At 73.7% G+C, this 17,744-nt stretch carries 16 protein-coding genes; 4 read left to right on the forward strand and 12 right to left on the reverse strand.

Features of this window, described 5'->3' with window-relative positions; all coding sequences use genetic code 11:
* Nucleotides 1-72: 72 nt before the first annotated feature.
* The gene (gene mraZ, locus IEZ06_RS11475) at nucleotides 73-504 is read right to left on the reverse strand and encodes a division/cell wall cluster transcriptional repressor MraZ (RefSeq protein WP_068894165.1); all 432 of its coding nucleotides are present in this window, start codon (nucleotides 502-504) and stop codon (nucleotides 73-75) included.
* A 516-nt stretch (nucleotides 505-1,020) separates the two neighbouring features.
* Between mraZ and IEZ06_RS11480 the strand changes: the two genes are divergently transcribed.
* The 3 genes from IEZ06_RS11480 to IEZ06_RS11490 all read left to right on the forward strand — a co-directional run bounded on the left by IEZ06_RS11480 (nucleotide 1,021) and on the right by IEZ06_RS11490 (nucleotide 5,805).
* Nucleotides 1,021-1,998: an AAA family ATPase gene (locus IEZ06_RS11480; protein WP_189236658.1), complete on the forward strand. Its 978-nt coding sequence runs from the start codon at nucleotides 1,021-1,023 to the stop codon at nucleotides 1,996-1,998.
* A gap of 109 nt (nucleotides 1,999-2,107) precedes the next feature.
* Nucleotides 2,108-3,361, forward strand: a complete 1,254-nt coding sequence (locus IEZ06_RS11485) for a DUF58 domain-containing protein (protein ID WP_229797959.1) — start codon at nucleotides 2,108-2,110, stop codon at nucleotides 3,359-3,361.
* Nucleotides 3,358-5,805, forward strand: a complete 2,448-nt coding sequence (locus IEZ06_RS11490) for a transglutaminase TgpA family protein (RefSeq protein WP_189236660.1) — start codon at nucleotides 3,358-3,360, stop codon at nucleotides 5,803-5,805. The genes IEZ06_RS11485 and IEZ06_RS11490 overlap by 4 nt, the downstream gene beginning before the upstream one ends.
* A gap of 229 nt (nucleotides 5,806-6,034) precedes the next feature.
* On the opposite strand, the gene IEZ06_RS11495 is transcribed toward IEZ06_RS11490, so the two are convergent.
* From IEZ06_RS11495 to IEZ06_RS11525, 7 genes are all read right to left on the reverse strand, one after another.
* The gene (locus tag IEZ06_RS11495) at nucleotides 6,035-6,439 is read right to left on the reverse strand and encodes an SCO2097 family morphological protein (protein ID WP_068894447.1); all 405 of its coding nucleotides are present in this window, start codon (nucleotides 6,437-6,439) and stop codon (nucleotides 6,035-6,037) included.
* 153 nt (nucleotides 6,440-6,592) lie between these two features.
* Nucleotides 6,593-7,825 (reverse strand): DNA polymerase IV, encoded by a 1,233-nt coding sequence (gene dinB / locus IEZ06_RS11500; RefSeq protein WP_189236661.1) that lies wholly within the window; start codon nucleotides 7,823-7,825, stop codon nucleotides 6,593-6,595.
* A 37-nt stretch (nucleotides 7,826-7,862) separates the two neighbouring features.
* Nucleotides 7,863-8,621 carry a class I SAM-dependent methyltransferase gene (locus tag IEZ06_RS11505; RefSeq protein ID WP_189236662.1) on the reverse strand — a complete coding sequence of 253 codons (759 nt, stop codon included), beginning with the start codon at nucleotides 8,619-8,621 and terminating at the stop codon, nucleotides 7,863-7,865.
* A 120-nt stretch (nucleotides 8,622-8,741) separates the two neighbouring features.
* Nucleotides 8,742-9,152, reverse strand: a complete 411-nt coding sequence (nusB, locus tag IEZ06_RS11510; protein ID WP_068894171.1) for a transcription antitermination factor NusB — start codon at nucleotides 9,150-9,152, stop codon at nucleotides 8,742-8,744.
* Nucleotides 9,152-9,712, reverse strand: a complete 561-nt coding sequence (gene efp, locus IEZ06_RS11515; protein ID WP_068894172.1) for an elongation factor P — start codon at nucleotides 9,710-9,712, stop codon at nucleotides 9,152-9,154. Before efp ends, nusB begins: the two co-directional genes overlap by 1 nt.
* 327 nt (nucleotides 9,713-10,039) lie before the next feature.
* Nucleotides 10,040-11,353 (reverse strand): dicarboxylate/amino acid:cation symporter, encoded by a 1,314-nt coding sequence (locus IEZ06_RS11520; protein WP_189236663.1) that lies wholly within the window; start codon nucleotides 11,351-11,353, stop codon nucleotides 10,040-10,042.
* 360 nt (nucleotides 11,354-11,713) lie between these two features.
* Complete coding sequence (locus tag IEZ06_RS11525; protein ID WP_189236664.1) at nucleotides 11,714-12,754, reverse strand: LLM class F420-dependent oxidoreductase; 1,041 nt, start codon at nucleotides 12,752-12,754, stop codon at nucleotides 11,714-11,716.
* Nucleotides 12,755-12,932: 178 nt separating this feature from the next.
* Between IEZ06_RS11525 and IEZ06_RS11530 the strand changes: the two genes are divergently transcribed.
* Nucleotides 12,933-13,841 (forward strand): endonuclease/exonuclease/phosphatase family protein, encoded by a 909-nt coding sequence (locus tag IEZ06_RS11530; RefSeq protein WP_189236665.1) that lies wholly within the window; start codon nucleotides 12,933-12,935, stop codon nucleotides 13,839-13,841.
* Nucleotides 13,842-13,934: 93 nt separating this feature from the next.
* Here IEZ06_RS11530 and IEZ06_RS11535 read toward each other — a convergent pair whose 3' ends face one another.
* From IEZ06_RS11535 to IEZ06_RS11550, 4 genes are read right to left on the reverse strand one after another with little or no spacing between them, the layout of a single operon-like run.
* A complete protein-coding gene (locus IEZ06_RS11535) occupies nucleotides 13,935-14,537 on the reverse strand; it encodes a nucleotidyltransferase family protein (protein ID WP_189236666.1) in 603 nt (200 codons plus the stop codon).
* Entirely contained in the window at nucleotides 14,534-15,646 is a 1,113-nt protein-coding gene (locus IEZ06_RS11540) for an XdhC family protein (RefSeq protein WP_189236667.1), read from the reverse strand. Before IEZ06_RS11540 ends, IEZ06_RS11535 begins: the two co-directional genes overlap by 4 nt.
* Complete coding sequence (locus tag IEZ06_RS11545) at nucleotides 15,639-16,808, reverse strand: vWA domain-containing protein (protein ID WP_229797961.1); 1,170 nt, start codon at nucleotides 16,806-16,808, stop codon at nucleotides 15,639-15,641. The genes IEZ06_RS11540 and IEZ06_RS11545 overlap by 8 nt, the downstream gene beginning before the upstream one ends.
* The gene (locus tag IEZ06_RS11550) at nucleotides 16,792-17,688 is read right to left on the reverse strand and encodes an AAA family ATPase (protein ID WP_189236668.1); all 897 of its coding nucleotides are present in this window, start codon (nucleotides 17,686-17,688) and stop codon (nucleotides 16,792-16,794) included. Before IEZ06_RS11550 ends, IEZ06_RS11545 begins: the two co-directional genes overlap by 17 nt.
* Nucleotides 17,689-17,744 lie beyond the last annotated feature (56 nt).

The raw sequence follows: 17,744 nt of genomic DNA on the forward strand, positions 1-17,744 counted from the left end.
TCAGCTGGCGCGCGACTGGTTGCGGGTGGAGACCTCGCCGAACGACGTGTTCACCATGAGTCGACCGTGGAATCACAGAATCCCTGGCAGCACCTCCTCCGACAGGTCGGCGAAAGCCTGCTCTTGGTCGGCCAGATAGGCGTCCCAGGCCTGCGCGTCCCAGATCTCCAACCGGGTGTTGGCACCGATGACCACGCAGTCACGCTGCAGGCGGGCGTATTCACGCAGAGCCTGCGGGATGGTGACACGGCCTTGCTTGTCAGCGAACTCGTCGGACGCACTGGCGAAGAGGACGCGGCTGTAGTCACGGACCGCCTTCGCGGTCACCGGCGCGGTTCGCAGAGCCTCGGTGATGCGCTGGAACTCCTCTACGGGGAATACGTAGAGGCAGCGCTCCTGGCCTTTGGTGATCACCAGACCCTCCGCCAGCTCTTCGCGGTACTTCGCCGGCAGGAACAGCCGTCCCTTGTCGTCGAGGCGCGGATGATGAGTGCCGAGGAACATCGGCCCTCACCTCCCGTGCCCAGTGGAACGCTCAGCGCTGCACTCTCTCCACGGCTCAGCCCTCCACTGCGCACCACCATACTCCACTTCTCCCCACCGTCAACTGATTCCGACCCGCTCCGCGCCCGAATTGGTCGATATTTCCCCAGGTCAGCGAGGGTGGGGCCGAGTGGAGCGGGCGAGCGGGCGAGCGGGCCCCCGATCGCCACGGGCGTGTCGGCGGGGCGCCAGAGCCTCGCGCGGGGTCCGCACCGGACGGAGCACGGGCCGGCAGGAGCGGAGCGCGTGCCGGAGAGGTCGCGGATCGGCACGGGATCCGCACCCGGGGTCCCCGAGAATCGAACATTCATCGCGCATACTGTGGGCCATTCACCCGAAATAGACCTCAATGACCGCATAAAGTCGCCGAGGAACCCGCGGAGACGTAGGGTCGGCACTCACAATGGGAGAGGGGCCACGTCGGCCCCCGCAACACGTACCCCCGGCGCGCAACCGCCGCACCCTCATGGAGGCCTGGTGGCAGTAACCCATGACGTCTCACCTCGGCTCGACGACCTGGTGGCCACCGCGCACCGGATCCGGGAGGCGATCGAATCGGTCATCGAGGGCAAGAGCGACGTCATCCGCCTGACCTTGACCGTCCTGCTGGCAGAGGGCCATCTGCTCATCGAGGATGTGCCCGGCGTCGGCAAGACCATGCTCGCCAAGGCTCTGGCGCGGTCCATCGACTGCCCGGTGCGCCGCGTCCAGTTCACCCCCGACCTGCTGCCCAGCGACATCACCGGGGTCAGCGCCTACAACCAGCAGACCCGGGAGTTCGAGTTCAAGCCGGGGCCGGTGTTCGCCAACATCGTGGTCGGCGACGAGATCAACCGCGCCTCGCCCAAGACGCAGTCGGCCCTGCTGGAGTGCATGGAGGAGCACCAGGTCACCGTCGACGGCACGACCTACGCGCTCGACGCGCCCTTCATGGTGATCGCGACCCAGAACCCGATCGAGATGGAGGGCACCTACCCCCTCCCCGAGGCGCAGCGCGACCGCTTCACCGCGCGGATCGCGATGGGCTACCCGGAGCCCGCCGCCGAGCTGGAGATGCTCGACGTGCACGGCGCCACCTCCCCGATCGACAAGCTGGAGCCGGTGGCCACCACCGCCGAGGTCCGCGCCCTGATCGAGGCGGTGCGTGCGGTCTACGTCTCCCAGCCGATCAAGAAGTACGCGATCGACCTGGTAACCGCCACCCGCCGCTCCCCCGACCTGCGGCTCGGCGCCTCCCCGCGCTCCACCCTGCAGCTGGTCCGCGCGGCCCGGGCGCACGCCGCGCTCGCCGGGCGCGACTACGTCATCCCCGACGACCTGCAGGAGCTGTGCCTGCCCGTGCTGGCCCACCGCCTGCTGCCCAGCGTCGAGGCCCAGGGCCAGCGCCGCCTGCCCGAGCAGGTGATAGCCGAACTGGTCCGCCGGGTGCCCGTACCCGAGGCGCAGGCCCGATGAGCCCGCGGGACGGGCGGACCGGCTCCCCCGATGAGCTCCGTGGCCGCGGCCGGCGCGGCGGACGCGGTTGGGCGCCTCCGGCCGTCCCGCCGTGCCGGATGGGGGCGTGATGACCGGGCTCAGGGCGCTCACCACGCGCGGCCGGTCCTTCCTGGCCTCCGGGCTCGCGGCGCTGGCCTGCGCCTTCTTCATCGGGGAGCACGACCTGCTCCGCGTCGGAGTGCTCGTCGTCTCCCTCCCGCTGATCGCGGCCGTAGTGGTGGCGCGCACCCGCTACCGGCTGAGCTGCGCGCGGCGCCTCGACCCGCCCCGGGCCGAGGTCGGCAGCGAGGCCTCCGTGACCCTCCGGCTGGAGAACGTCACCCGGCTGCCCACCGGCCTGCTGATGATCGAGGACACCGTCCCCTACGCGCTCGGCGCCCGGCCCAGGTTCGTCCTGGACCGGGTGGAACCGCGGGGCGTCCGGGAGATCGAGTACCGGGTCCGCTCCGACCTGCGCGGCCGCTTCCCCATCGGCCCCCTCTCGATCCGGATCAGCGACCCCTTCGGCCTGGTCGAGCTGACCCGGTCGTTCACCGTCAGCGACACGCTGGTGGTGACCCCCCAGGTGGTGGCCCTCCCCCACGTCCGCCTGTCCGGCGAGTGGACGGGCGGGGGCGACAGCCGTACCAGGAGCGTGGCGGCGGCGGGCGACGACGACATCGCGCCGCGCGAGTACCGTCAGGGCGACGACCTGCGGCGGGTGCACTGGCGCTCGACCGCCCGGTACGGCGAGCTGATGGTCCGGCGCGAGGAGCAGCAGTGGCAGAGCCGGGGCGCGCTGCTGCTGGACACCCGCAGGCACGCGCACCGCGGCGAGGGCCCCCGCTCCTCCTTCGAGGTGGCGGTCTCGGCCGCGGCCTCCATCGGCGTCCACCTGGCCCACGAAGGGCTGGGCCTGCGCCTGGTCACCGACCAGGGTGCCGAGCATCTCACCGACACGGGGCAGAGCTGGTCGCTGCTGGACACCCTCGCCGTCGCCCGGACCAGCTCGGCGCGGTCGCTGGAGTACGGCGTCACCGCGCTGCGGCAGGGCGGCGGAGACGGGCTGATCGTGGCGGTGCTCGGCGGCGTCACCCTGGAGGAGGCGCAGTCCCTGGCCCGGCTCAGGCACGGCAACGTCACCGGCGTCGCGGTCCTCCTGGACGTGGCGGGCTGGGACCGGCCCGAGCTCGCCGACGGCCGGGAGTACCGGGCCGCGCAGGCGGTGCTCGCCGGAGCGGGCTGGCGCATCGTACGGCTCCCGGCGGGTGTCCCGATCGCGGACGTCTGGCCGGACGCGGCGCAGCGCGGGCGATTCGCACTCACCGGAGGCGGCTCATGAGACTTCCCGTCATGTCCGGCGTGGCCACCGCAGCGGTGGCGATCGCGCTCCATCCCCTCTTCCAGGGGGGCGCCTGGTTCTGGACCAGCCTCGGGATCATCCTCGTGGTGACCGGGATCGGCATGCTGGCCGCCCACTACACGCTGCCGTACTGGCTGGTCCCGCCGGCGCAGCTGACGGCCGTCTGGATCTACCTGACGGCGGTGTTCACCGGTCCGCAGGCGTGGGCCCTGGCGGTGCCCACCAAGGACTCGGTCCTCCGGCTGGCGGAGCTGGCGGCCGACGGGTTCACCGACATCCAGCGGTTCGCGGTCCCGGTCCCCTCCAGCCCCGGGATCACCCTGCTGACCTGCACCGGCGTCGGGCTGATCGCGGTCTGCGTCGACTTCCTTGCGGTCCGGCTCCGGCGGGCCGCACTGGCCGGCCTGCCGCTGCTGTCGCTGTTCGTGGTGCCCGCCTCGTTCCTCGACGACCCGCTGGGGTGGTGGGTGGTCGTCCTCGGCGCGCTGGGCTTCCTGGGGCTGCTGGTCGCCGACGGGCGGGAGCGGGTCGGCCACTGGGGGCGGACGGTGCTGGTGCGCCGGGCGCCCTCCTTCGTCGCGCCCCGGCCCGCCGACGACCCCTCCGCCCTGCGGCTGTCGGGCAAGCGGGTCGGCTTCACCGCGATCGCCCTGGCCATCCTGCTGCCCTCGCTGCTGCCCACCCTGGAGCCCGACCCGCTGTTCGGCTTCGGCGTGGGCAGCGGCAAGGGCGGGAGCGGCAACGCGATCAGCTTTCCCAATCCGGTGGCCAACCTGCGCCGGGAGCTCTCGCTGCCGGCCAACTCCACCGTCCTCACCTATCTGACCAGTGACAACTCCTCCCGCTACCTGCGGCTGTACTCGCTGGACGTCTTCGACGGCGAGCAGTGGACGATGACGGAGCCGACCGGGCGGCCCGAGGACCGCACCTCCGCGGGGCCGCTGCCCCCCGCCCCGGGGCAGGGTCCGGGCGTGCCCGCCTCCCAGGTCACCACCCGCATCACGGTGAGCGAGGAGGTCAGGGACCTGAAGTTCCTGCCGCTGCCGTACCCGCCGGGCACGATCCGGATCGACGGGGACTGGCGGCCCGACCGGGAGACGCTCATGGTGTTCTCCCACACCGACACCGCCGGAGGGGCCTCCTACGAGGTCGTCAGCGCCGAGCCCAGGCCCACGGCGGCCATGCTCAAGGCGGCGGGGCCGGCCCCCGAGGCGATCAGGGAGAGATATCTGCCGCTCCCCGACGACCTGCCCTCGGAGATCCGGCGGCTGGCCGAGGAGGTCACCGGGGAGGGCGCCACCCCGTACGAGAAGGCGATCCTGCTCCAGGAGTTCTTCACCACCAAGGGCGGGTTCACCTACAGCCTGGCCACGCAGGGCCACGACGGCTCCGCCCTGGCGGACTTCCTGCTCCGCAGCAGGTCCGGGTACTGCGAGCAGTTCGCCGCCTCGATGGCCGTGCTGGCCCGGGTCCTGGGCATCCCCTCCCGGGTCGCCATCGGCTACACCGGCGGCGGCAGCGTCTCCGGCCGGTGGAGCGTGCGCACGCACGACTCGCACGCCTGGCCCGAGCTCTACTTCGAGGGCGCGGGCTGGCTCCGCTTCGAGCCCACCCCGTCGGGTCCGGTCGGGCAGGCCAGCGCCTCCCGGCCCTCCTACACCTACCCGGAGGTCCTCACCGACCGGGGTGACGAGCCGTCCGCGGCCCCGAGCGCCGGCTCCACCGGCGCGGACCCGTCCAGCGGGCCGTCCGCCGCCCGCCGCAACCCCGCGCTCGACCGCGACTTCGGCGGCGTGCCGCTCGCGGTGGACGAGGGGATGCCGGCCGCCGCGAAGGCGGGGATCGGCGCGGCGGCCGCCCTGCTGGTCCTGCTGATCCCGGCGCTGCTCGGCTACGGGACGCGGCGGCGGCGGCGGAGCCTCTACTCCAGGGAGGCCGCGCCCGCCCGGGAGTCCGGGCCGGCCCGGCAGGCGCCGGAACCTGCGGGCGTCACGGCGGTCAGCGCCGAGCGCGGGAATGCGGCGGGGGCGGCGGTGGCCGCGGCCTGGGCGGATCTCGACGACGCCCTGTGCGACTACGGCATGGCGCGGGAGCCGAGCGAGAGCCCACGGGCCCTGGCCCGGCGCCTGGTGCGGCAGTACGGGTTCGACGCGGAGGCGGCGGCCTCGGTGACGAGGATCGCCGCGGCGGTGGAGCGCCTGCTCTTCGCCAGGACACCCGGCGCGACCGGGCCCATGAGCGAGGACGTCCGGCGCGTCCGGCGGGCCCTGGCCGCCACCGTCCCGCGCGGAAGGCGGATCAGGGCCGTCCTGCTCCCGCCGTCCACGCTGCTGCGGATGCGGGCGGCGGGGGCGCGGATACTCGACGGTTTCGACCGGCTCGGGAACATCCGGCTCCGGCTCCCGGCCCGCAGGGACGCCTGACGGAGGCATGGGAAAGGGCCCCGGCGCGCCGGGGCCCTTTCCCATGCCTCTTCCCATGCCGCGGACCGGGCGGGAACCCGGCGGCGTCCGCTCCCGGGCCGGAGCGGGAACCGGCCTCAGGGACGGCGGAGGCGTCACCGGGCCGCCGGGGCGCGCCAAGGTGCCGGGCGAACCGTGAGCCGCCCCGTGGAGGGCGGCTCATCCGCTGACCCGCGGAAGGCGGGAGAGGTCAGCGCTCGTCGTGGCGACGGCGCCAGCGCTCTTCCATCCGCTCCATGAAGCTCTGACGGGAGCCGCCGCGGCCCGCCGCCTTGCCTCCTCGCTGCCCGCGGGGAGCCGGGGATGAGGAACCCTCACCGAACCCGTTCATCCGCTTCCAACTGGACAGACCCCACAAGCACGCGGCGAGCATGACCACGAAACCGCCGACGCCGAGAGGGATGAGGTTGATCACAACGCCGACCATCAACAGGACGACGCCGAGGACGAAGCCGATGGAGGCCTTCACCAGACGCCGCTTGTAGTGACTGCGCGGATCACTGATCCTTACGGTATTGGCCCACTTCGGGTCCTCGGCGTAGAGGGCCTGCTCGATCTGGTCGAGCAGGCGCTGCTCGTGCTCAGAGAGCGGCACGGCGCCTCCCAAGGACAGCCCCAGGACGGGGAAAACGGTGACGGACGACACGGGGTGTCCGAACCTCGCGGTCGGTTATCCCCAGAATACGAGGCTGTAGACGTAGACGAAAGAAAACGTCCAACGTAGTCCAAACCGGAGGTGCGATCACGGCTATTCCTCCTCGGATCGGATGCGGACGAGCGAGGCCGGGAGCACCGCGTCGCGGCCGAACCTCTGCGCCGCCCGGTCCATCGCCCGCTCGGCCTCCCGCCAGCCCGCCTCCCGCTCGCCGAGGGCGAGCTGCCGGGGGGCCGCGTCGGCGGGGAGCAGGTTCTCCACCCGCACCCCGACCAGGCGGACCAGGGCCCCCTCCAGGCCGGAGGCGGCGTACAGGTCGCAGGCGACCGAGTAGAGCTCCCGGGCGACGTCGGTGGGCTCGGCCAGGGTCCGGGACCGGGAGAGCGTGGTGAAGTCGGGGCGGCGGAGCTTGACGCTGACCGTGCGGCCGGCGTGGCCGCCCGCCCTGAGCCTCGCGGCGACCCGCTCCGAGAGCCGGAGCAGCTCCCTGCGGATCTCCACCGGGTCGTCGACGTCCACGGCGAAGGTCTCCTCCGCGCCGATGCTCTTGTCGGGCACGTGCGGGGTCACCCGCCGGTCGTCGCGGCCCCAGGCCAGCGCGGCGAGGTGCGCGCCGGAGGCCCGGCCCAGCTCGCGCTGGAGAGTCTCCACCGGCGTCCTGGCGAGGTCGCCGACGGTCCGCACGCCGAGCCGCGCCAGGGAGCGCTCCGTGCGCTCCCCCACGCCCCACAGGACCGCCACCGGCAGCGGGTGCAGGAAGTCCACCACCCGGTCGGCGGGCACGACGAACAGCCCGTCGGGCTTGCAGTGCTGCGAGGCGAGCTTGGCCACGAGCTTGCTGCTCGCCACCCCGACCGAGCAGGTGACGCCGTGCTCCGCGGCGACCCGCTCGCGGATCATGGCGGCGATCCCGGCCGGCGGACCGAGCCGCCGGCGCGCCCCCGAGACGTCCAGGAAGGCCTCGTCGGAGGCTATCGGCTCCACTTCGGGGGTGAAGGTCCGGAAGATCTCCATGACGCCGCGGGACACCTCGGAGTATTTGCCGTGGCTCGGCGGGATGACCGTGGCCCGTGGACAGAGCCGCCGGGCCCGCGTCATGGGCATCGCCGAGTGCACGCCGTACCTCCTCGCCTCGTAGGTGGCGCTGAGGACGACGCCGCGCGGGCCGGGCGCGCCGATGATGACGGGCGTGCCGACGAGCTCGGGCCGCTCCCGCAGCTCGACGCTCGCGAAGAAGGCGTCCATGTCGGCATGGAGGATCGGGCAGCCGCTGTCGTCCCCGCCGAGGTCGGAACCGGGGCGGGGCACCTGCTGTTTCCTCGACACGGCGCCATCCTATGGGAACACCCGTTCGGTGCAGGCCTCATCGGTGGCCGAGGATGTGCAGCTGGGAGGCGATGTCGCGCAGGACCGGGTGCTCGGCCGCCGCCTGCTCCAGGGCGATCAGCGCTCCGGCCGCCCCGGGCTCGCCGTCGAGCAGCCTGCTCGGCACGAGGTCGGCGAAGACGCGCACACCGTGGACCTCGCCCGGCCGCAGGCCCGAGGCGCCGAGGAGCCGCACCAGGGACTCGCGGGTGAAGCGCCGGGGCGTGGGGTCGCGGTCGCCCCAGCGGCCCTCGGGGTCGCCGAGGACCTTCAGGGCCTCGTCGAAGCGGCCCGAGACGGAGCGGTGCAGTGCGGCGGCCAGCGGGTTGGCGGCGAGCACGCTGACCATGCCCCCCTCCCGCAGCAGGCGGGCCATGGCGGCCAGCGAGTCGGCGGGGTCCTCGACGTACTCCAGCACGCTGTGGCAGAGCACCAGGTCGGTGCCGCCGGCCGGGAGCAGCTCGCCCAGGTCGGCCGCGTCGCCCTGCAGCGCGCGGACGCCCACTCCCGCCTCGGCGGCGCGGCGCTCCAGCGCGGCCAGCGAGTCGGGGCTGGGGTCCACGACCGTGACGGCGTGCCCGAGCGCGGCGAGCGGCACGGCGAAGCCCCCGGTGCCGCCCCCGGCGTCGACGATGTCGAGTCGGTCGCGGCCGGTCACGGCCACGCGATCGGCCAGCGCCGCCCGCAGGACGTCCCAGACGACGGCGGTGCGGACCGCCGGAGCCCCGGGCTGTCGTGAGGTGCCTACGGCATGCAACTTCCGATCGCCTCCTTCGTCGGTGACGAGCCCAGCCTACGCCGCGCCGGTGGAACCGGCGACGCGCGCGGGCACCCGCCCGTCCGCAGAAAGGGGCGGACCCTCCGCGGGCCGGGGCCGCTACAGCGCCAGGGAGGGCTTGAGCTGCTTGAACCGGGCCAGCAGCCCGTTGACGAACTGCGGCGACTCGTCCGTCGACAGCTCGGAGGCCAGGCCGACCCACTCGCTGATGACGACGCCCTCGGGGACGTCGGGCATCCAGAGCAGCTCGTAGGTGCCGCCGCGGAGCAGGTTGCGGTCGACCGCGGGCATGCGGTCGAGCGTCCAGCCCTCGGCGTAGGTGGTGATCAGCTCGTCGATGCGCGACCGGTGGCGGCACACGCCCTCGACGATCGTCGAGGTGTACTCGTTGACCGGCGGGTCGGCCCGCTCGAGCCGCTCGGCGAGCACCCGGAGCGGGTCCTCCCCGCGCGCCTCGGCCTCGAACAGGACGTCCAGCGCGCGCCTGCGCGCCTTACCGCGTGCCGACATCAGGCGCGGCCGAGGTAATCGCCGGTGCGGGTGTCGACCTTGACCTTCTCGCCGGTGGTGATGAACAGCGGGACCTTGATCTCCGCGCCGGTCTCCAGCTTCGCGGGCTTGGTGCCGCCGGTGGAGCGGTCGCCCTGCAGGCCCGGCTCGGTCTCGGCGATGGTGAGCTCGACCGCCGCGGGGAGGTCGACGTAGAGCACGTTGCCCTCGTTGATCGCCACGGTGGCGAGCATGTTCTCCAGCAGGTAGTTGGCGGCGTCGCCGACGGCGGTGCGGGAGACGTGGAGCATGTCGTAGGTCTCGGTGTCCATGAAGACGAACTCCTCGCCGTCCATGTAGGAGAACTGCATCTCGCGCTTGTCGACGTTGGCCACCTCGACCTTGACGCCGGCGTTGAAGGTCTTGTCGACGACCTTGCCGGACATCACGTTCTTGAGCTTGGTGCGAACGAACGCGCCGCCCTTGCCGGGCTTGACGTGCTGGAACTCCACAACCGTCCAGAGCTCACCGCCCTCGAGCTTGAGCACGAGACCGTTCTTGAGGTCGTTCGTCGTCGCCACTGGTTTCTCCTGCGTACGGCCGCTCTTGGGGACGAGCAGCTCTTTGGTCGTCCGGTGTGGGGAGCTCCGGCCCGTCCTCACGCGTCATGGGCGCCTCCCCTGCGGGGGCGCCCTGAGCGCCTTGCCCCGCAGGGTCTCTGCGGGGTCCCCCGCGGGCCCTGTCCCTGCGGCGGGCCCGGGGGCGGATCGGTGATCGGAACTCGATCGTCTAGTCTACCGTGCCCGCGCCCGCGCTCCGGTTCCGCGGCGGGACCCGCCGGGCCCCGCGCAGGCCGTACGGCCCGCACCCCGGCCGGGGTGCGGGCCGTACGGCCTGCGCGGGCCCGCTCAGGCCAGGGCGGGCTCGGCGTCCCTGGAGTCCGCGTCCCGGCCGGCGGGCGCCGCGGCGGGCGGTTCCTCCAGGGACTGCGGCGGAGCGTTCAGCACGTCCTCGTCCAGGCGACCCTCCGACCTGCCCACCAGGACCGGGACGACCATCTGGCCGGCGACGTTGGTGGCGGTGCGGATCATGTCGAGGATCGGGTCGATCGCCAGCAGCAGGCCGACCCCCTCCAGCGGGAGGCCGAGCGTGCTCAGGGTCAGGGTGAGCATCACGATCGCGCCGGTCAGGCCCGCGGTGGCGGCGGAGCCGACCACGGAGACGAAGGCGATCAGCAGGTAGTCACCGAGACCGAGCTGGACGCCGAAGACCTGGGCCACGAAGATCGCGGCGAGCGCCGGGTAGACCGCGGCGCAGCCGTCCATCTTCGTGGTGGCGCCGAACGGCACCGCGAAGGAGGCGTAGTCGCGGTCGACGCCGAGGCGCTCGACGGTGACGCGCTGGGTCAGCGGCATGGTGCCGACCGAGGAGCGGGAGACGAAGGCCAGCTCGATGGCGGGCCAGGCGTTGCGGTAGAAGGCGACCGGGCTCACCCTGCCGACGAGGGAGAGCAGCGCCGGGTAGACCACCAGCAGGACCGCGAGGCAGCCGAGGTAGACGCCGGCGCTGAGCTTGGCCAGCGGGGCCAGCAGGTCCCAGCCGTAGGTGGCCACGGCCTTGCCGATCAGGCCCGCGGTGCCGATCGGGGCCAGCCGGATGACCCACCACAGGGCCTTCTGGACCAGCTCCAGGACGGAGCGGCTGAACGCGAGGAACGGCTCGGCCTTCTCGCCGGCCGCCATCGCGGCGGCGCCGAGCACGATCCCCAGGAAGACGATCTGCAGGACCTTGACCTCGGCGAACGCGGTGACGATGTTGGTCGGGACGATGCCGGTCAGGAAGTCGGTCCAGGTGCCGGCGCCTTCCAGGTCCACGGCCTTGGCGCCGTCGAGGGCGATGGTGACGCCCCGGCCCGGGTCGATCAGCAGGCCGAGGCCGATGGCGACGGCCACCGCGGCCAGCGAGGTCGCCATGAACCAGCCGAGCGTCTTGCCGGCGAGCCGGGCGGCTCCGTTGACGTTGCGCAGGTTGGCCACGCTGACCACGACGGCGGTGAAGACCAGCGGCGGGACGGCGAGCTTGAGGAGCTGGACGAAGATCGAGCCGACCTGGGTCAGCGCGGTGGTGAGCCAGGCGACCTCGCCGGCGCGGGCGGCCAGGCCCAGGGCGACGCCGGCGACCAGGCCCAGCAGGAGCTGCAGGGAGAAGGAGAATCTCTTCACGAACGTGACTTCCGAGAAAGGGCATGCCGGAGCGGACACGGTCATGCGGGGTGAGGAAAAGGACTCGAAGGCGCGTTCTAGCGACAGAGATCGCCGTTGAGACGGCACAGGTCGACGTGGAGCCGCTCGACCAGCCGCACGGACGTCAGGGAGAACCTCACGAAGGGTTGGAACACCCCTCCCTGCGGGGGCATTCCTCCCGTCCGTGTGAGAGGGGCCACAGGACTCCGCCGTGGGGCCGGGCCCGCGGGCGGGGCCGGATCCCTCGGCGCGGGAAGAGCTCGGATCCCTCGGCGCGGGAGGGACCCGGATCCCTCGGGCGGGTCCGGGCCCCGGCCGCGACCGGGGCCCGCGGGCGCGTCAGGAGGCGAGCTCCCCGACCTTCTCGATGAGCCGGATGCGCTCGTCGTGCGTGCGGCCGAGCGGGGTGACGTTGATCGTCGTCACGCCGGACTCCCGCATCGCCTGGAGCCGGTCGCGGACGAAGCCCTCCGAGCCGATCAGCGACATCGACTCCAGCAGCTCCTGCGGGACGAGGGCCGCGGCCTCGTCCTTCTTCCCGGACAGGTAGAGCTCCTGGATCTGCTCGGCCTCCTTCTCGTAGCCGTAGCGGCGGGCGAGGTCGTTGTAGAAGTTCTTGCCCTTGGCGCCCATGCCGCCGATGTAGAGGGCGGCCATGGGGCGGCCGAGCTCCAGCCAGCCCGAGACGTCCTCGCCGATGGCGAGGCTCGCCTGGGCGATGACGTCCAGCTCGCCGAGCCCGGGGTCGCGCTTGGCCTTCCCGGCCGCGATCGAGGGCCCCCAGACGTCGGCGGCCTTCTCCGGCATGTAGAAGATCGGCTCCCAGCCCTCGGCGATCTCGGCGGCGAGCTCGACGTTCTTCGGGCCGATGGCGGCGATCACCACGGGGATGCGCTCGCGGACGGGGTGGTTGATGAGCTTGAGGGGCTTGCCGAGGCCGGTGCCCTGGTCGGCGGGGAGCGGGATCGTGTAGTGCTTGCCCCGGTGGTCGACGCGCTCGCGGCGCCAGACCTGGCGGCAGATCTCGATGACCTCGCGGGTCCGGCCGAGCGGCGCGGTGTACGGCACGCCGTGGAAGCCCTCGATGACCTGCGGCCCGGAGGCGCCCAGCCCGAGGGTGAAGCGGCCGTCGGAGACGTAGTCCATGCCCGCGGCGGTCATCGCCAGCAGGGTCGGGGTCCGCGAGTAGACGGGCAGGATCCCCGAGGCGATCTGCAGCCGCTCGGTCCTGGCCGCGATGTAGCCCATCTGGCTGACCGCGTCGAAGCTGTAGGCCTCGGCGACGAAGACGATGTCGAGACCGGCCTTCTCGTAGTCGGCCAGCTCGGCCACCGTCTCCTTGAAGCCCCCCGAGTAGTTCAGGGCCATACCGATACGCATCGTGAGATCGTCCTTCCGCACGCCGACGAAACCGAATGTTGTTCCGTTGTCTCCGCAACAAAGGCTATCGACTCCGCCGCCCGGCACCAACCCCCGGGCCCGGGGCGAGTACCCTACGCGTTCCGGGGCATGGAACGCCTTTTCCCGAACGGCGGACGGACGGCGGACGAGGAGCGGTGTGCTGAAGCGGGTGATCGTCGCGGTGCTGGTGGCGGTGGCGGTTGCGGTGTCCCTGGTGCTCGGCGGGCACGGGCTGCTACCGGAGTTCGGCGGGTTCACACCCGTGCTGGAGAGCCTGCTGCCCTGGCTCGGGACCACCGTGCCCCTCCTGCTGCTCGGCGCGCTGCTGGCCAGATCGCGGGCCGCGGCCGCCGCGGCCCTGCTCCCCGCGGCGGTGTGGGGGGTCATGTTCGGCCCGGACCTGCTGCGCACCGCGCCGGGCGGTCCCAGCGACCTGTCCGTCGCCACGCTCAACGTGGGCGTGGTCAACGACTCCTCCGGGCTGGCCGTACGGACCGTCGCCAAGGGCCGGGACCTGTTCGCCGCCCAGGAGCTGACCCCCGGCGGCCCGGCGGCCGCGGAGCTCGACACCCTCTTCCCGCACAAGGTGCAGATCAGCACGGTCGGGCTGTGGAGCCGCTTCCCCATCGTCGAGCGGAGCCAGGCCGACATCGGCCTGGACTGGGTGCGGGCGCTGCGGGCCGTGGTGGAGACCCCCAAGGGGAGGGTGACCGTCTACGTCGTGCATCTGGCCTCGGCCCGCCCCGGGGAGACGGCCCAGCGCGATCGGACGCTGGCCCACGCCCGGCGGCTCGTCGACGCCGACGACAGCGAGCGCCTGCTGCTGCTCGGCGACCTCAACACCGCCACCACCGACCGCAAGCGCGCCGACCTGGTCCCGCCGCTCCTCGACGCCCAGGAGGAGGCCGGGACGGGGTTCGGATTCACCTGGCCCGCCTCGTTCCCGGTCACCCGCCCCGACCACATCCTCTACCGGGGGCTCACCGCGACCAGCGCGGGCGTCGAGCCCGCCGCCGGCAGCGACCACCGCGCCGCGGTCGCCTCACTGCGCATATCGCGACGCTGACGCGTCGCGGCTCGGGGACCGGTAACCGCCGTCTTCCCTCGTCACGTGCTCGCTTCGCTGCGCGCGCTCCTCAGTCCAGACGCCGGAGCCCCCTCACTGCGCATATCGCGACGCTGACAGTCTCGCCAGGTCGGCGGGGGTGTCGATGTCGGCCGGGTCACCCAGGTCGTCGCAGGGCACCTCGACGACCAGCTCGGGGTGGGCGCGGAGGAACGGCCGGGCTCCGACGTCGCCCACGGCGAGCTCCGCGACCCCCGCGAAGTGCTCCCGGGCGATCAGCACCGGGTTCCGCCGCGCGCCGCCGTAGGTGGCGACCGCGATCGGGGCGCCGTCCAGCCCCGCCCGGACGAGCCGCCCGACCACCGCCGCCCCGATGAGCGGCTGGTCCACCAGCGCCACCACCGCATGCCCGGCGTCCGGGGGCAGCACCTCCAGGCCGGTCCGGAGCGACGAGCCCATCCCGGAGCGCCAGCCGGGATTGCGCACGGCCACGGCTCCGCGCACCTGCACGGTCACCGCGCCGAGCACCACCACCACCGGATGGCAGCCGCCGTCGCGGAGCGTCCGGATCCCCCGGTCCAGCAGCCGCTCCCCGCCGAACTCCACCAGGGCCTTGGGCCTGCCCAGCCGCTCGCCCGCCCCGGCCGCCAGCAGCAGCCCCGCGCAGCCCCCGCCGTCCCCTCCGCCCGGGCTCACGCGTCCTCACCATGGCCGTCACCGTGGATGCGGCCGGATCCGCCGGTGAGCGGCCGGCCCGTGCCACCCCAGCGGAGCTGGATCAGCTCGGCGGCGATGGAGACCGCGGTCTCCTCGGGGGTCCGGGCGCCCAGGTCCAGGCCGATCGGCGAGCGGAGCCGCGCCAGCTCCGCCTCCGTCAGCCCCGCCTCGCGCAGGCGCTCCAGCCGGTCGGCGTGGGTACGGCGCGAGCCCATCGCCCCGACGTAGCCCGCCGGGGTGCGCAGCGCCACCTCCAGCAGCGGGACGTCGAACCTGGGATCGTGGGTGAGCACGCAGATCACGGTCCGCTCGTCCACCGCGGCCGAGGTCAGATAGTCGTGCGGCCACCTGACGACCACCTCGTCGGCCTCGGGGAAGCGCCTGGCCGTGGCGAAGACCGGCCGGGCGTCGCACACCACCACGTGGTAGCCGAGGAACTTCCCGATCCTGGCCACCGCGGCGGCGAAGTCGATCGCCCCGAAGACCAGCATGCGGGGCGGCGGGGCGAAGGAGTGCACGAAGACCGACAACTCGTCGAGGCGCCGCTCACCGTGCGCGCCGTACCGCCTGACGCCGGTGAGCCCCTGTGCGAGCATGCCCCGCACGTCGTCGTCGACCGCCTCGTCCAGCCGGGCCGGGCCCAGCGAGCCCGACGAGCGGTCCGCCCAGACCACCCGGCGGGCCCCGGTCCGGCCGGGACCCGACAGCACGGTCGCCACCGCCACCGGCTCGTGCCCGCGCACGGAGGCCGCGATCTCCCCCAGCTCGGGGAAGGTCCGCCTGGAGACCGGCTCCACGAACACGTCGAGAACACCGCCGCAGGTCAGGCCGACCGAGAACGCGTCGTCGTCGCTCACGCCGTACCGCTGCAGGACGGGCTCGCCGGAGGCGGCCACCTCGCCCGCCAGCTCGTAGACGGCCCCCTCCACGCAACCGCCCGAGACGCTGCCCTCGGCCTCCCCGCCGAGCACCGCCATCGACGCGCCGGGCGGGCGGGGCGCGCTGCGGAACGTGGCCACCACGGTGGCCAGCCCGAAGGTCTCCCCCGCCTCCCACCAGCGGACGATCTGCGACAGCACGTCACGCACGGGCGCCTCCCAGCAGCCGGGCCAACTCCTCGAACGCGGCCAGGCTGTGCCCCGCCACGAAGTCGTCGATGTACGGCCAGGCGGCGCGCATCCCGGCGGTGAGCGGCCGGTAGCCCTCCCGGCCCTTGTGCGGGTTCACCCAGACCACCCGGTGCGCCGTCCGAGACAACCGGGCCATCTGGGTCCCGAGCAGCGAGACGTCGCCGCGTTCCCAGCCGTCGGAGGCGATCACCACGGTCGCGCCCCGGGCGTCACCGCCGCGCAGCAGCTCCCGCAGCTCCTCCCCCAGCCGGGTCCCGCCGCTCCAGTCGGGGATCGCGCGCGAGACGGCCTCCATCGCCCGGTCCGGGTCGCGGTGGCGCAGCTCGGCGGTGAGCCGGGTCAGCCGGGTGCCCGCGCTGAACACCTCGGTGGCCCCGGGCTCGGACCTGACCAGGGCGTGGGCCAGGCGGAGCAGGGTGTCGGCGTAGGGGGTCATCGACCCGCTCACGTCCACCACCAGCACGGCCCGGCGGGGCCGGGTCCTCCTGGCGCGGCGGTGCAGCCGGGCGGGCTCCCCGCCCCGGCTCAGGGCCTCGCGCACCGTCCGCCGGACGTCGAGCCGCCCCCGGCGCGCCGGCCGGAACCTGCGGGACGGGCGCCGCTCGCGCCCGGCCCGGAGCAGGGCGAGCAGCCGGTGCACCTCGGCCAGCTCCGCCGCGGTCAGCCCGGCCACGTCGCGGCCGCGCAGCACCTCCGCCGGGCTCGCTCCGGCGGCCAGGGGCGGATCCCCGCCGGGCTCGCCGGGGGTCCCGCCGGTCGGCACCGTGTGCCGGGTGACGGTGACCGCCTCCTGCCGCGCGCGGCCCGGGCGCGCCCCGCCGAAGTAGGCCCGGAAGACCCGGTCGTAGCGGGGCAGGTCGTCGGCGGAGGCGCACAGGGTGGCACGGCCCGCCCAGTACACGTCGCCGGGGCGGGCGGCGTCCAGGTGGGCCAGCGCGCGCAGCAGGCTCCGGGTCCGCTCGTGGTCGGCGGGGACCCCGGCGGCCCTCAGGCTCCTGGCGAAGCCCGTCATGGCCGCCACCAGCTCCCGCGGCGCCATCTCCGGGACGAGGGGATCCGCCGCGGCGTCCTCCCGCCGCGGACCGCCGGGGGCGCCGGGGACGTCAGCCGCGGGAGGCACCGAGGAGTCCGTTCCCGCGCACGGCCTCGTGGTCCTCCCGGTGCTTGAGCAGCGCGCCCAGCGTGGCCGCCGCCAGCCCCGGGTCCAGCTCGCGCGCGCCCAGGGTGAGCAGCGCCTCGGTCCAGTCGAGGGTCTCGGCGACGCCGGGCGGTTTGACCAGCCCGGCCCCGCGCAGCCGCCCGGCGGCCCCGGCGACCTGCTCGGCGAGCGTCCTGGAGCACTCGGGGAGCCGGCGCAGCAGGATCTCCACCTCCCGTTCGAAGGAGGGGTGCTCCAGCCAGTGGTAGAGGCAGCGCCGCTTGAGCGCGTCGTGCACCTCCCGGGTGCGGTTGGAGGTCAGCACCACCACCGGCGGAGTCCGGGCGCGGATCGTGCCGAGCTCCGGGACGGAGATCGCGAAGTCGGACAGGACCTCCAGCAGGATCGCCTCGAACTCCACGTCGGCCCGGTCGACCTCGTCGACGAGCAGCACGCTGGGCTGGGTCTCGACCGCCTGCAGCAGCGGCCGGGCGATCAGGAAGCGCCGGTCGTGGACCTCGCCCTCCAGCCGGGCCGCGTCGGCGCCGCCGCCCGCCTCGGCGGCCTTGAGGTGCAGCAGCTGCCGGGCGAAGTCCCAGTCGTAGAGGGCCTGGGAACCCTCCAGCCCCTCGTAGCACTGGAGCCGGATCAGCGGCGCGTCCAGCACGTCGGCGAGCGTCCTGGCCAGCTCGGTCTTGCCGACGCCCGCCTCGCCCTCCAGGAACAGCGGGCGGCCCATCCGCAGCGCGAGGAACGCCGCCGTCGCCAGTCCCTCGTCGGCCAGGTAGGCCCGCCGGTCGAGCAGCTCGGAGAGCTGCCCGGGCGAGGCGAGATCCGCTGCCGTGATTGTCCGCCTCAGCACCGCCTCAGGGTACGCGCCGGGGAGCCCGGGAATCCAGGGTCGCGCCGCGGCGTCCG

Origin of the sequence: Planomonospora antibiotica, from assembly GCF_014647955.1 — a bacterium.
Taxonomy (GTDB): domain Bacteria; phylum Actinomycetota; class Actinomycetes; order Streptosporangiales; family Streptosporangiaceae; genus Planomonospora; species Planomonospora parontospora.

What these genes read in the sequence shown, in the direction of transcription:
- mraZ (WP_068894165.1), bottom strand. Translation starts at nt 504, where the DNA reads ATGTTCCTCGGCACTCATCATCCGCGCCTCGACGACAAGGGACGGCTG.
- IEZ06_RS11525 (WP_189236664.1), bottom strand. Translation starts at nt 12,754, where the DNA reads ATGCGTATCGGTATGGCCCTGAACTACTCGGGGGGCTTCAAGGAGACG.
- IEZ06_RS11485 (WP_229797959.1), top strand. Translation starts at nt 2,108, where the DNA reads ATGACCGGGCTCAGGGCGCTCACCACGCGCGGCCGGTCCTTCCTGGCC.
- nusB (WP_068894171.1), bottom strand. Translation starts at nt 9,152, where the DNA reads ATGTCGGCACGCGGTAAGGCGCGCAGGCGCGCGCTGGACGTCCTGTTC.
- IEZ06_RS11490 (WP_189236660.1), top strand. Translation starts at nt 3,358, where the DNA reads ATGAGACTTCCCGTCATGTCCGGCGTGGCCACCGCAGCGGTGGCGATC.